The sequence below is a fragment of the Pseudomonas sp. Z1-14 genome (assembly GCF_051132005.1).
Classification (GTDB): domain Bacteria; phylum Pseudomonadota; class Gammaproteobacteria; order Pseudomonadales; family Pseudomonadaceae; genus Aquipseudomonas.
This window is the reverse complement of record NZ_CP071646.1, coordinates 6,205,460-6,218,638: the sequence shown is the minus strand read 5'-3', so window position 1 is coordinate 6,218,638 and position 13,179 is coordinate 6,205,460. Positions and strand designations below refer to the sequence as shown.

At 58.0% G+C, this 13,179-nt stretch carries 10 protein-coding genes; 6 read left to right on the top strand and 4 right to left on the bottom strand.

All coding sequences use genetic code 11. The features are described from left to right. Positions 1–41: 41 nt before the first annotated feature. From gyrB to dnaA, 4 genes are read right to left on the bottom strand one after another with little or no spacing between them, the layout of a single operon-like run. The gene (gene gyrB, locus J3P89_RS28385) at positions 42–2,459 is read right to left on the bottom strand and encodes a DNA topoisomerase (ATP-hydrolyzing) subunit B (protein ID WP_305497752.1); all 2,418 of its coding nucleotides are present in this window, start codon (positions 2,457–2,459) and stop codon (positions 42–44) included. 5 nt (positions 2,460–2,464) lie between these two features. Further along, on the bottom strand, positions 2,465–3,568 hold the full coding sequence (recF, locus tag J3P89_RS28380; protein WP_305497751.1) for a DNA replication/repair protein RecF: 1,104 nt from the start codon (positions 3,566–3,568) through the stop codon (positions 2,465–2,467). Positions 3,569–3,582: 14 nt separating this feature from the next. Beyond that, positions 3,583–4,686 (bottom strand): DNA polymerase III subunit beta, encoded by a 1,104-nt coding sequence (gene dnaN / locus J3P89_RS28375; protein WP_007903001.1) that lies wholly within the window; start codon positions 4,684–4,686, stop codon positions 3,583–3,585. Positions 4,687–4,725: 39 nt separating this feature from the next. Continuing rightward, complete coding sequence (gene dnaA, locus J3P89_RS28370; RefSeq protein WP_434696343.1) at positions 4,726–6,252, bottom strand: chromosomal replication initiator protein DnaA; 1,527 nt, start codon at positions 6,250–6,252, stop codon at positions 4,726–4,728. 567 nt (positions 6,253–6,819) lie between these two features. On the opposite strand from dnaA, the gene rpmH reads away from it, so the two are divergent. From rpmH to mnmG, 6 genes are all read left to right on the top strand, one after another. Next, positions 6,820–6,954: a 50S ribosomal protein L34 gene (gene rpmH / locus J3P89_RS28365; protein ID WP_003213577.1), complete on the top strand. Its 135-nt coding sequence runs from the start codon at positions 6,820–6,822 to the stop codon at positions 6,952–6,954. A gap of 16 nt (positions 6,955–6,970) precedes the next feature. After that, on the top strand, positions 6,971–7,372 hold the full coding sequence (gene rnpA, locus J3P89_RS28360; RefSeq protein WP_305501422.1) for a ribonuclease P protein component: 402 nt from the start codon (positions 6,971–6,973) through the stop codon (positions 7,370–7,372). Further along, positions 7,365–7,610: a membrane protein insertion efficiency factor YidD gene (gene yidD, locus J3P89_RS28355; protein ID WP_010465488.1), complete on the top strand. Its 246-nt coding sequence runs from the start codon at positions 7,365–7,367 to the stop codon at positions 7,608–7,610. Before rnpA ends, yidD begins: the two co-directional genes overlap by 8 nt. A gap of 2 nt (positions 7,611–7,612) precedes the next feature. Next, positions 7,613–9,295 carry a membrane protein insertase YidC gene (gene yidC, locus J3P89_RS28350; RefSeq protein ID WP_434602341.1) on the top strand — a complete coding sequence of 561 codons (1,683 nt, stop codon included), beginning with the start codon at positions 7,613–7,615 and terminating at the stop codon, positions 9,293–9,295. Positions 9,296–9,374: 79 nt separating this feature from the next. After that, positions 9,375–10,745, top strand: a complete 1,371-nt coding sequence (gene mnmE / locus J3P89_RS28345) for a tRNA uridine-5-carboxymethylaminomethyl(34) synthesis GTPase MnmE (RefSeq protein ID WP_434696342.1) — start codon at positions 9,375–9,377, stop codon at positions 10,743–10,745. Positions 10,746–11,278: 533 nt separating this feature from the next. Next, entirely contained in the window at positions 11,279–13,177 is a 1,899-nt protein-coding gene (gene mnmG / locus J3P89_RS28340; protein ID WP_434696341.1) for a tRNA uridine-5-carboxymethylaminomethyl(34) synthesis enzyme MnmG, read from the top strand. Positions 13,178–13,179 lie beyond the last annotated feature (2 nt).

The window sequence follows — 13,179 nt, the reverse complement described above, 5'->3', positions numbered from 1 at the left end:
CATGAGCGTTGGCCTTTTTCGTTGGGGCAGGGCAAGCCGGATCAGAAATCCAGGTTGGACACCGCCAACGCGTTGCTCTCGATGAAGTCACGACGGGGCTCGACCGCATCACCCATCAGGGTGTTGAAGATCTGGTCCGCGCCAATGGCGTCTTCGATGGTCACTTTCAGCATGCGGCGCGAGCCCGGGTCCATGGTGGTTTCCCACAGCTGATCCGGGTTCATCTCACCCAACCCTTTGTATCGCTGGATGGTATGGCGCTTGGTGCTTTCGGCCATCAGCCATTCAAGGGCTTCCTTGAACTCGGTCACGGCTTTCTTGCGCTCACCACGTTGGATGTATGCACCTTCGTCCAGCAGCGTGCTCAGTTGCGCGCCGAGGGATACGACGGTCTTGTAGTCGTTGCTGCCGAAGAAATCGCGGTTGAAGGTGACGTAGTTCGACAGACCGTGGGAGATCAGTTCAACCTCCGGCAGCCAGACGTTACGCTCACGGTCTTCACGCAGGCTGGCTTTGTAGACCAGGCCGGATTTTTCCACGGTACGCAGGCGTACTTCGTACTGGGCCAGCCAGTCCTGCATCGCTGCGTGGTCGGACAGTTGCTCGAGGCTGACGGCCGGCAGGTAAATGAAGTGCTCGGTCAGTTCCTGCGGGTACAGGCGTGACAGGCGCTTGAGGGTCTTCATCACCAGGCGGAAGTCATTCACCAGGCGCTCAAGGGCTTCACCGGAAATGCCTGGGGCATCTTCGTTCAGGTGCAGGCTCGCGTCTTCCAGGGCCGACTGCGTCATGTACTCTTCCATGGCGTCGTCGTCTTTGATGTATTGCTCTTGCTTGCCTTTCTTGACCTTGTACAAAGGCGGCTGGGCGATATAGATGTAGCCGCGCTCGATCAGCTCCGGCAACTGACGGAAGAAGAACGTCAGCAGCAAGGTGCGGATGTGCGAACCGTCGACGTCGGCGTCGGTCATGATGATGATGTTGTGATAGCGCAGCTTGTCGATGTTGTACTCTTCGCGGCCGATGCCACAGCCCAGCGCGGTGATCAGCGTACCGACCTCCTGGGACGAGATCATCTTGTCGAAGCGCGCCTTCTCGACGTTGAGGATCTTGCCCTTGAGCGGCAGGATCGCCTGGGTACGACGGTTGCGGCCCTGCTTGGCGGAACCGCCAGCAGAGTCACCTTCCACCAGGTACAGCTCGGACAGGGCAGGGTCCTTCTCCTGGCAGTCGGCCAGTTTGCCTGGCAGGCCGGCGATGTCCAGCGCGCCTTTGCGGCGAGTCATCTCACGGGCCTTGCGCGCCGCTTCACGGGCACGGGCGGCGTCGATCATCTTCCCGACCACCAGCTTGGCTTCGTTCGGGTTCTCCAGCAGGAAGTCGGAGAAGTACTTGCCCATCTCCTGTTCGACGGCGGTCTTCACTTCGGAAGACACCAGCTTGTCCTTGGTCTGGGAACTGAACTTCGGATCCGGCACCTTCACCGAAATGATCGCGGTCAGACCTTCGCGGGCGTCGTCACCGGTGGTGGCGACTTTGTGCTTCTTCGCCAGCCCTTCCTGTTCGATGTAGTTGTTCAGGTTACGCGTCAGCGCTGAACGGAAGCCCACCAGGTGAGTACCACCATCGCGCTGCGGAATGTTGTTGGTAAAGCACAACAGGTTCTCGTTGAAGCTGTCGTTCCACTGCAGGGCGATTTCCACGCCGATGCCGTCTTCACGCTGGACGTTGAAGTGGAACACCTGGTTGACCGGGGTCTTGTTGGTGTTCAGGTACTCGACGAATGCCCGCAGGCCGCCTTCGTACTTGAACAGCTCTTCCTTGCCGCTGCGCTCGTCCTTGAGGACGATGCCGACACCGGAGTTCAGGAAGGACAGCTCACGAATCCGCTTGGCCAGGATATCCCAGCTGAAGTGGATGTTCTTGAAGGTTTCGCTGGAGGCCTTGAAGTGAATCTGGGTCCCCGTGGACTCACTGTCGCCAACGATTGCCATCGGCGCCTGAGGCACGCCGTGGACGTAGGTCTGTTCCCAGATCTTGCCGCTGCGGCGAACAGTGAGAACAAGCTTCTCGGACAGCGCGTTTACAACCGACACACCTACACCGTGCAGACCGCCGGAGACTTTGTAGGAGTTGTCGTCGAACTTACCGCCGGCGTGCAATACGGTCATGATGACCTCAGCCGCGGAAACGCCTTCTTCTTTGTGTACGTCTACCGGGATGCCACGGCCGTTGTCGCGAACGGTGATGGACTCATCCGGGTGGATAATGATGCTGATGTCGTCGCAATGACCGGCAAGGGCTTCGTCGATGGAGTTGTCGACCACCTCGAACACCATGTGGTGCAGACCGCTGCCATCGTCGGTGTCACCAATGTACATACCGGGACGTTTGCGTACGGCATCCAGGCCTTTAAGCACTTTAATGCTCGTTGAGTCGTACGTGTTTTCTTCGCTCAATGCCTTCACTCCCGATGGTCGTGGGTCTGGGTGATACGGCCCTGTTCCACGTGGAACAGAGCGACTGGCGTTTCCGTCTGCCAGCCTTCCCTCAATAATTCGTGGTCTACACAGGTGATGAATACCTGGCAGCGTAAGTCTTCCAGCAAGCGGCAAAGCGCACGGCGGTGGGTCTCGTCCAGTTCGGACGGCAAGTCATCCACCAGATAAATACACTGACCGCGACGGGCCTGGCTGACCAAGTGCCCTTGGGCGATACGCAAGGCGCACACCACTAACTTCTGCTGACCGCGGGACAATATGTCCGCGGCATTGTGTGCGCCCAGTCTGAGACGCAAGTCAGCACGTTGTGGTCCGGCCTGGGTATGTCCCATCTGCTGATCACGCTGCAGTGACCCAGCCAGCACGGCGCTCAACTCCCGGTCCTTGTCCCAGCCTCGGTAATAGCTGAGCGTCAGTCCCTCAAGCTCAACCAGTTCGCTCAAGGTCTGTTCGAAGACCGGTTTCAAGGCTTTTATATAAGCGCGGCGGTATTCATCGATTTCGGCGCTGGCTTGGCACAGCTCTCTGTCCCAAACCGCCTGCGAAACGGCGTCAAGTGTACCATGTCGCAGCCAAGAGTTTCGCTGGCGCAGCGCCTTCTGCAAGCGCTGCCACGTGGCCATGAAACGTGGTTCCACGTGGAACACACCCCAGTCGAGAAACTGCCGACGAATCTTCGGCGCCCCTTCCAACAACCGAAAACTGTCCGGATTGATCAGCTGCAACGGGAGGATTTCCGCCAGTTGTGCTGCGCTACGGGCATTTTGCCCATCGATGCGAATCTGGAATTCGCCCTGCCGGTCCCGTGAAATCCCCAATGCGCTGTGACCACCTTCAGCCAGTTCAACCTGCCCAAACACCGTACATGCAAGTTGGTCGTACTGAATGACCGGCAATAGGCGGGTGCTGCGAAACGAACGGGCAAGCCCAAGCAGATGCACAGCTTCCAAGACGCTGGTCTTGCCGCTGCCGTTGGCGCCGTAAAGGATATTGATGCGGGGGGAGGGGGAGAAGGTCACCGGGTGCAAATTGCGCACCGCGGTGACCGAGACGCGACTTAAGGACATCTAGCTGATTCTGATTACAGACGCATCGGCATGACAACGTAAGCCGAATCGTCGTTGTCGGATTCCTGCACCAGCGCACTGCTGTTGGAGTCGGACAGGATCAGACGTACCTGCTCGGTGGTCATCACGCCCAATACGTCCAGCAGATAGCTGACGTTGAAGCCGATTTCCAGGGAGCCACCGTTGTACTCCACGCCTACTTCTTCTTCCGCTTCTTCCTGCTCCGGGTTGTTCGCCTGGATCTTCAGCTGACCGTTGGCCAGTTGCAGACGAATGCCGCGGTACTTCTCGTTGGACAGGATCGCGGTGCGGCTGAAGGCTTCGCGCAGCGCCTGACGATCGCCAAGTACCAGCTTGTCGCCACCTTTGGGCAGGACGCGCTCGTAGTCAGGGAATTTGCCGTCCACCAGTTTCGAAGTGAAGGTGAACTCGCCGGTGGTCGCGCGGATGTGATGCTGGCCCAGGACGATGCTGACGTTGCCATCCGGCTCGGTCAGCAGGCGCGCCAGCTCCAGGATGCCTTTGCGCGGCACGATGACCTGGTGACGATCCGGCTGGCCGATATCGGCTTGCATGGAGCACATCGCCAGGCGGTGACCGTCAGTCGCCACGGCGCGGATGATGCCGGCCGAGACCTCCAGCAGCATGCCGTTGAGGTAATAACGCACGTCCTGCTGGGCCATGGCGAAACTGGTCCGCTCGATCAGGCGACGCAGCTTGCTTTGTTCCAGGCTGCAGGTCAGCGAGCCCGGGCCTTCTTCCACCGTCGGGAAATCGTTGGCTGGCAGGGTCGACAAGGTGAAGCGACTACGACCGGCCTTGACCACGAGCTTCTGCTCATCGACCTTGATGTCGATCAGCGCGTCGTTTGGCAGGCTCTTGCAGATGTCCATCAGCTTGCGCGCCGGCACGGTGATGGAACCCGGATCGGCCGGCTCTTCAAGTTGGACACGACCGACCAGCTCGACTTCCAGGTCGGTACCGGTCAGCGACAATTGCTGGCCTTCGACAACCAGCAGCACGTTGGAAAGTACCGGCAAGGTCTGGCGGCGTTCGACGACGCCCGCGACCAGTTGCAGGGGTTTCAACAGGGCTTCGCGTTGAATGGTGAAATGCATGGTCTAGTCCCTTGCCTTAATAAGCTGCGCTGGTGGTCATCAAGTGGTCAGTGTACGCAGCAGGTTCTTGTAGTCCTCGCGGATGTCCGCGTCGGATTCCTTAAGTTCGTTGATCTTGCGGCAGGCGTGCAACACGGTGGTGTGGTCGCGTCCGCCAAACACATCGCCGATTTCCGGCAGGCTGTGGTTGGTCAGCTCCTTGGACAAGGCCATGGCCACCTGGCGCGGTCGTGCCACCGAACGCGAGCGGCGTTTGGAAAGCAGATCGGAAATCTTGATTTTGTAGTATTCAGCAACGGTACGCTGAATGTTATCCACAGAGACAAGCTTGTCCTGCAGCGCCAGCAGGTCCTTCAAGGATTCGCGGATCAGCTCGATGGTGATATCGCGACCCATGAAGTGAGAGTGGGCAATCACCCGCTTCAATGCACCTTCCAGCTCACGCACGTTCGAGCGAATACGCTGGGCAATGAAGAACGCTGCATCGTGAGGCAGCTCGACCTTGGCCTGGTCGGCCTTCTTCATCAGGATCGCGACGCGGGTTTCCAGTTCCGGCGGCTCTACGGCCACCGTCAGGCCCCAACCGAAACGTGACTTGAGGCGTTCTTCGAGGCCTTCGATCTCTTTCGGGTAGCGGTCGCTGGTAAGAATGACCTGCTGCCCACCTTCAAGCAATGCGTTGAAGGTGTGGAAAAACTCTTCCTGAGACCGTTCCTTGCGAGCGAAAAATTGGATGTCGTCGATCAGCAAGGCGTCCACCGAACGGTAGAAACGCTTGAACTCGTTGATGGCGTTCAGTTGCAACGCCTTGACCATGTCAGCCACGAAACGCTCGGAATGCAGGTAGACGACCTTGGCATTCGGATTCTTCTTTAATAGATGGTTGCCCACCGCGTGCATCAGGTGGGTCTTACCCAGGCCGACGCCGCCATAAAGGAAAAGCGGGTTGTAGCCGTGCTTGGGATTGTCCGCCACCTGCCAGGCTGCAGCCCGGGCCAGTTGGTTGGACTTGCCTTCGACGAAGTTCTCGAAGGTAAAGGTCCGGTTCAGGTAGCTGGTGTGCTTGAGCGCACCTTCGACCTGGACCGTCCGTTGTTCAGCGCGTACCGGTGCCTGCTGGGAGCTCGCACCGGCCATTGGGTCGAAGCTGTCCCGGGAGGGCTCCTCGCTGATTTCGGCGACCTTCTGAGTGTTGCGTTTGCCCGGGGCAGGCGCGGGCGTCGGTGCGGCATGGTTGTTGGTCGGTGGCGTAGTGGCCTGTTGCGCCTGTGACGCAGCAGCGGCCAGCGGCGCATTGGGTGCCGCGCGCGGTGCCGAGCTGCGCTTGCTGCCTATTAACAGGGACAGCGCAGGCGCCATGCCATTGCCATGCTCATCGAGCAGTTCCATGACCCGGCCAAGGTACTTTTCGTTGACCCAGTCGAGAACGAAACGGTTCGGCGCATAGACGCGCAACTCGTCGCCTTCGGCTTCGACCTGTAGTGGACGGATCCAAGTGTTGAATTGTTGGGCAGGCAACTCATCGCGCAAAAGCTCAACGCACTGCTGCCAAAGTTCCACTGACACGGATATCCCCTGAGTTGAAAGCCGGTGAGGCAAAAACAAGCGGCCATTGTAGCGATCAGCCGCTCACTTATCCACATGCAGGTTGCGCATCGCCCATGATTTATCAATGCCTTAACGGAACGAAAGACGACGGACGGTCGGTGGATAAGCCCTGTGGATAACCAACCCTGAGCTCGTTGTACAACTGGGGGGCAAACTCAGTGGATAACCTGTCTGTGGATAACTACCCGTTCCACCCACAGCTTATCCGACAGCGCAGCACAGGGTTGTCACCGCTTTCCACTGTAGTTGTCATTCTCTGTACACAGCGGTTTGTAAGGCCTTGATATGGTTATCCACAGGGAGGTGGCTTGCCAGCTTTTATAAGCTTTACAGAAAAGCCTTAAATAATTCCCTTCTTTATTTCTATATCTAGCGGTCTGCGTCGAATCCGCAAAGGAGGGCTGGATATCTATTTAAAGGAAACGCTGGTTGGAAATTGACCTAGAGGCTTGCTTTCTCTAGAATCCCCGGTCTCTTAAAACGGGGGCCATTCCGGCCCGTTGTGGACGAACCAGGTAACACGACATGAAACGTACTTTCCAACCAAGCACTATCAAACGCGCTCGTACCCACGGTTTCCGTGCTCGCATGGCTACCAAGAACGGTCGTGCCGTCCTGTCGCGTCGTCGCGCCAAAGGTCGTGCGCGTCTGGCAGTTTGATAATCCGGCACTGGAGGTGAGTCAGGACTTCAGTCGGGAAAAGCGTCTGCTTACACCCCGGCATTTCAAGGCAGTCTTTGACTCCCCTACCGGCAAGGTTCCGGGGAAAAATCTCCTGCTCCTTGCGCGCAGCAACGATCTCGATCACCCCCGCCTAGGGCTGGTTATCGGGAAAAAGAGCGTCAAGCTCTCTGTTCAGCGCAATCGCCTCAAACGTCTGATGCGCGAATCGTTTCGCCTGAACCAGGATTCACTGGTCGGCTGGGACATTGTTATCGTCGCGCGCAAAGGTTTGGGTGACGTAGAAAACCCCGAATTGATTCAGCATTTCGGCAAGCTCTGGAAACGCCTGGCTCGTAACAAGCCAGCACCGGTAGCCAACACCGAGACTGTAGGGGTAGACAGCACCGATGCGTAAACTGGCACTCGTTCCGATCCAGTTTTATCGCTATGCCATTAGTCCCCTGATGGCCAGCCACTGTCGTTTCTACCCCAGTTGTTCCTGCTACGCGTATGAAGCCATAGAAAATCATGGTCTTCTGCGCGGTGGCTGGCTGACCTTTCGTCGTTTAGGTCGCTGTCATCCGTGGAATCCCGGCGGTTATGACCCGGTTCCGCCTATCCCTACCTCCCGTTCTTCTTCGATGGCCGAGTAATCATGGATATCAAACGCACGATCCTGATCGTCGCCCTGGCAATCGTGTCCTACGTCATGGTCCTTAAATGGAACCAGGACTATGGCCAGGCTGCCCTGCCGACTCAGAATGTTGCAGCCAGCAATACCGCACCGAGTCTGCCGGATACAACAACTGGCAATAACACCGCCAGCAATGACGATGTCCCGCGCGCGGCAAGCGACACCAGCGCCCCTGCCGAAGCCCCTGTGGCGGCCAGCAAGGACCTGATTCAGATCAAGACGGATGTGCTCGAGCTGGCAATCGATCCACAAGGTGGTGATGTCGCTCAATTGAAGCTGCCGCTGTATCCGCGTCGCCAGGATCACCCGGAAATCCCGTTCCAGTTGTTCGACAACGGTAACGAGCGGACCTATCTGGCTCAAAGTGGCCTGATTGGTGCCAATGGCCCGGATGCCAATCCGGCCGGTCGTCCGGTTTATTCCGCCGAGAAGAAGGTCTATCAGCTGGCTGACGGCCAGGACCAACTGGTCGTCGACCTGAAGTTCAGCAAGGACGGCGTCAATTACATCAAGCGTTTCACCCTGAAACGCGGCCTGTATGACGTGACTGTTTCCTATCTGGTAGACAACCAGAGCGCTCAGCCCTGGTCGGGTGCGATGTTCGCGCAGTTGAAGCGCGACGCCAGTGACGATCCTTCGTCCAGCACCGCCACCGGTACCGCGACTTACCTGGGCGCTGCCCTGTGGACAAGTTCGGAGCCGTACAAAAAAGTGTCCATGAAGGACATGGACAAGGCTCAGCTGAAAGAAACCGTTCAGGGTGGCTGGGTTGCCTGGTTGCAGCACTACTTCGTAACGGCATGGATTCCGCAGAAGGGCGAAAACAATGTCGTCCAGACGCGCAAGGACAGTAAAGGCAACTACATCGTCGGCTATACCGGCCCTGCATTGACTGCAGCGCCAGGTGCAAAAGTCGAGACCAGCGCCATTTTGTATGCCGGTCCGAAAAGCCAAGCCGTGCTGAAGCAGTTGTCCCCTGGCCTGGAATTGACCGTCGACTACGGTTTCCTGTGGTTCATTGCCCAGCCAATCTTCTGGTTGCTGCAACATATCCACAGCATCGTCGGCAACTGGGGCTGGTCGATCATCTTCCTCACCATGCTGATCAAGGGTATTTTCTTCCCATTGTCGGCGGCCAGCTACAAATCCATGGCGCGCATGCGTGCAGTGGCACCGAAACTGGCTGCCCTGAAAGAACAGCATGGCGATGACCGGCAGAAAATGTCCCAGGCCATGATGGAGCTGTACAAGAAAGAGAAGATCAACCCGCTGGGTGGTTGCTTGCCGATTCTTGTACAGATGCCGGTGTTCCTCGCGCTTTACTGGGTTCTGCTGGAAAGCGTGGAGATGCGCCAGGCACCGTTCATGCTGTGGATCACCGACCTGTCGATCAAGGATCCGTTCTTCATCCTGCCGATCATCATGGGCGCCACCATGTTCATCCAGCAGCAGCTGAACCCGACACCTCCGGACCCGATGCAGGCGAAGGTCATGAAAATGATGCCGATCATCTTCACCTTCTTCTTCCTGTGGTTCCCGGCCGGTCTTGTGCTGTACTGGGTTGTGAACAACGTGTTGTCCATCACTCAGCAGTGGTACATCACGCGTAAGATCGAAGCGGCCACGAAAAAAGCCGAGGCGTAACTTGCCCTGTGGATAACCACACAAAACGCCCCCTAGTGGGGCGTTTTGCTATCTGCCATTTTTGTCTGGATACCGGTTTATGAGCGCACCGCGTGAAACCATCGCCGCCGTCGCCACCGCCCAAGGTCGCGGCGGGGTCGGCATCGTCCGTATTTCGGGGCCTTTGGCTGGCGTTGCGGCCAAGGCTATCAGCGGCCGCGACCTGAAACCGCGCTTCGCTCACTACGGACCTTTTCTAGACGCTGACAAACATGTCCTCGATGAAGGCCTGGCCTTGTATTTCCCTGGGCCGAACTCATTCACCGGCGAGGATGTGCTGGAACTGCAGGGGCATGGCGGCCCCATCGTCCTGGACATGCTGCTCCAGCGTTGCCTCGAGTTGGGTTGCCGCCTGGCCCGGCCGGGTGAGTTCAGCGAGCGGGCCTTTCTCAATGACAAACTCGACCTGGCCCAGGCCGAGGCGATCGCCGATCTGATCGAAGCCAGTTCTGCGCAGGCTGCACGCAATGCGTTACGGTCATTACAGGGAGCGTTTTCACAGCGTGTGCATAACCTTACCGAGCAACTGATCGGTCTGCGGATCTACGTCGAGGCGGCCATCGATTTCCCCGAGGAGGAAATCGATTTTCTCGCCGACGGCCACGTGTTGAGCATGCTCGACAAGGTGCGCGATGAATTATCCACAGTCTTGAGAGAGGCCGGGCAGGGGGCTTTGTTGCGCGACGGTATGACAGTGGTGATTGCCGGCCGCCCCAACGCCGGTAAGTCCAGCCTCTTGAACGCCCTGGCCGGGCGCGAAGCTGCCATCGTCACCGAGATTGCCGGCACCACCCGGGACATCCTGCGTGAACATATCCACATTGACGGCATGCCGCTGCACGTCGTGGACACCGCGGGCTTGCGCGATACCGACGACCAGGTCGAGAAAATCGGCGTGGAGCGGGCCCTCAAGGCTATTGGCGAGGCTGATCGCATATTGTTGGTGGTGGATGCCACTGCGCCGGAAGCAGGCGATCCTTTCGCTCTGTGGCCTGAATTCCTGGAGGTTCGTCCGGATCCGGCAAAAGTCACCTTGATTCGCAACAAGGCAGACCTGACGGGCGAAGCGATAGCCCTCGAAGTGAGCGACGATGGCCACGTCACTATCAGCCTGAGCGCGAAGGCGGCCGGTGAAGGCCTGGAGCTACTGCGCGATCATCTCAAGGCCTGCATGGGCTATGAGCAGACATCGGAAAGCAGCTTCAGCGCTCGCCGCCGGCATCTTGAAGCGTTGCGTCACGCCAGCGCTGCCCTGGAGCACGGTCGTGCGCAGCTGACCCTGGCAGGCGCCGGTGAGTTGCTGGCCGAAGATCTGCGCCAAGCGCAGCATTCCCTGGGTCAAATTACCGGAGCCTTCAGTTCCGATGACTTGCTGGGGCGGATCTTCTCCAGCTTCTGCATCGGCAAATAACGCCAATCCCGTCCAACCGGGCTGCTGCTGACAGCCAATCAAGCCCGGTTCCCCTCTTCCTTCTCAATACGATTGCCCCTGCGGCGGCTTGGCCGTGAGCGATCGCCTGTGGATTAAGCCCTGTGAATAACTGCCACTGAGGTCGGTTGATAAGCAGCCTTGAAAACTGGATATAACTGCCTCTGTGGATAACCAACTCATTCATCCACAGGCTTACACCGGTTATCCAACGGCCTCATGGCCAGATGAGCACAGGGTTTTGATTCTCTGTACAGCTTGAATATAAAGGCTTACAGGACCTTATCCACAGAACTGTTGCTCAGTAAGAATAAACATAAAAACAAAGATTCTATAAATTTCTTTCTTTTTTATTTTTTTAACCGCGAGTTCTCCACAGCTGGTTAAATTTTGTGCAAAGGGTTCTTTAGAAAGGACGAAGTCCCTATACTTGCCGACCTGGCTCGAAAAACGCCCAGGGCCAGACTCAAAACCTATTTCCGAATTACCTGAATTAAGCAGGCACGAGGTGCGTGGTGGATTTCCCTTCCCGTTTTGAAGTGATCGTCATCGGCGGCGGTCATGCCGGTACCGAGGCAGCACTTGCATCAGCACGCATGGGGGCAAAAACCCTGTTGCTGACGCATAACGTGGAAACCCTCGGCGCCATGAGCTGCAACCCGGCCATTGGTGGCATCGGCAAAAGCCACCTGGTCAAGGAAATCGATGCCCTCGGCGGCGCGATGGCCATGGCCACTGACAAAGGTGGTATCCAGTTTCGCGTGTTGAACAGCCGCAAAGGTCCAGCGGTGCGTGCCACTCGCGCCCAGGCAGACCGAATCCTGTACAAGGCTGCTGTCCGTGAAATCCTGGAAAACCAGCCGAACCTGTGGATATTTCAGCAAGCGGCTGACGATCTGATTGTCGAGCAGGGCCAGGTACGCGGTGTCATCACGCAAATGGGCCTGCGGTTCTTCGCCGATTCCGTGGTACTGACCACCGGGACCTTCCTCGGCGGACTTATCCACATCGGTTTGCAGAACTTTTCCGGCGGTCGCGCTGGTGACCCGCCCTCAATCGCCCTGGCTCAACGCCTGCGTGAATTGCCGCTGCGCGTTGGTCGGCTGAAAACCGGTACGCCACCGCGTATCGACGGCAAGTCCGTGGACTTCTCGGTCATGACCGAGCAGCCTGGCGATACGCCGATCCCGGTGATGTCGTTCATGGGCAACAAGGAACAGCATCCACGGCAAGTCAGTTGCTGGATCACCCACACCAATGCCCGCACCCACGAAATCATTGCAGCGAACCTCGATCGTTCGCCGATGTATTCCGCTGCCGGTGAAATCGAAGGTGTCGGCCCGCGCTATTGCCCGTCCATCGAAGACAAGATCCATCGCTTTGCCGACAAGGAAAGCCATCAGGTCTTCATCGAGCCCGAAGGCCTGACGACCCATGAGCTGTATCCGAACGGGATCTCCACCTCGCTGCCGTTCGATGTGCAGTTGCAGATCGTCCAGTCGATCCGTGGCATGGAGAACGCTCACATCGTGCGTCCGGGTTATGCGATCGAGTACGACTACTTCGATCCGCGCGATCTGAAGTACAGCCTGGAAACCAAGGTTATCGGCGGTCTGTTCTTCGCCGGGCAGATCAACGGCACCACCGGTTACGAAGAGGCGGGTGCCCAAGGATTGTTGGCCGGAGCCAACGCGGCATTGCGCGCCCAGGGCAAAGACAGCTGGCGCCCGCGTCGCGATGAGGCGTATATCGGTGTGCTGGTGGACGACCTGATTACGCTGGGTACCCAGGAACCGTATCGGATGTTCACGTCCCGCGCCGAATATCGCCTGATCCTGCGTGAGGACAACGCCGACCTGCGCCTGACCGAGAAAGGTCGCGAGCTGGGGCTGGTGGATGACGTGCGTTGGGCTGCGTTCTGCAAGAAACGCGAGAGTATCGAGCTGGAAGAGCAGCGCCTGAAGAGCACCTGGGTTCGTCCCGGTACCGAGCAGGGCGATGCCATCGCGGCGAAATTCGGCACTCCGCTGACGCATGAATACAACTTGCTCAACCTGTTGAGCCGGCCGGAAATCGATTACGTCGGGCTGGTGGAAGTCACTGGCCAGGGCGCGGAAGATCCGCAAGTGGCCGAACAGGTCGAGATCAAGACCAAATACGCCGGTTACATCGATCGTCAACAGGACGAAATTGCCCGTCTACGCGCCAGTGAAGACACCAGGCTGCCTGTGGATATCGACTACACGAGCATTTCAGGGCTGTCGAAAGAAATCCAGAGCAAGCTCGGTGCAACGCGTCCCGAGACCCTCGGCCAGGCATCGCGCATCCCCGGCGTTACCCCGGCGGCGATTTCGCTGTTGATGATTCATTTGAAAAAACGCGGCGCGGGCCGCCAGTTGGAGCAAAGCGCTTGAGT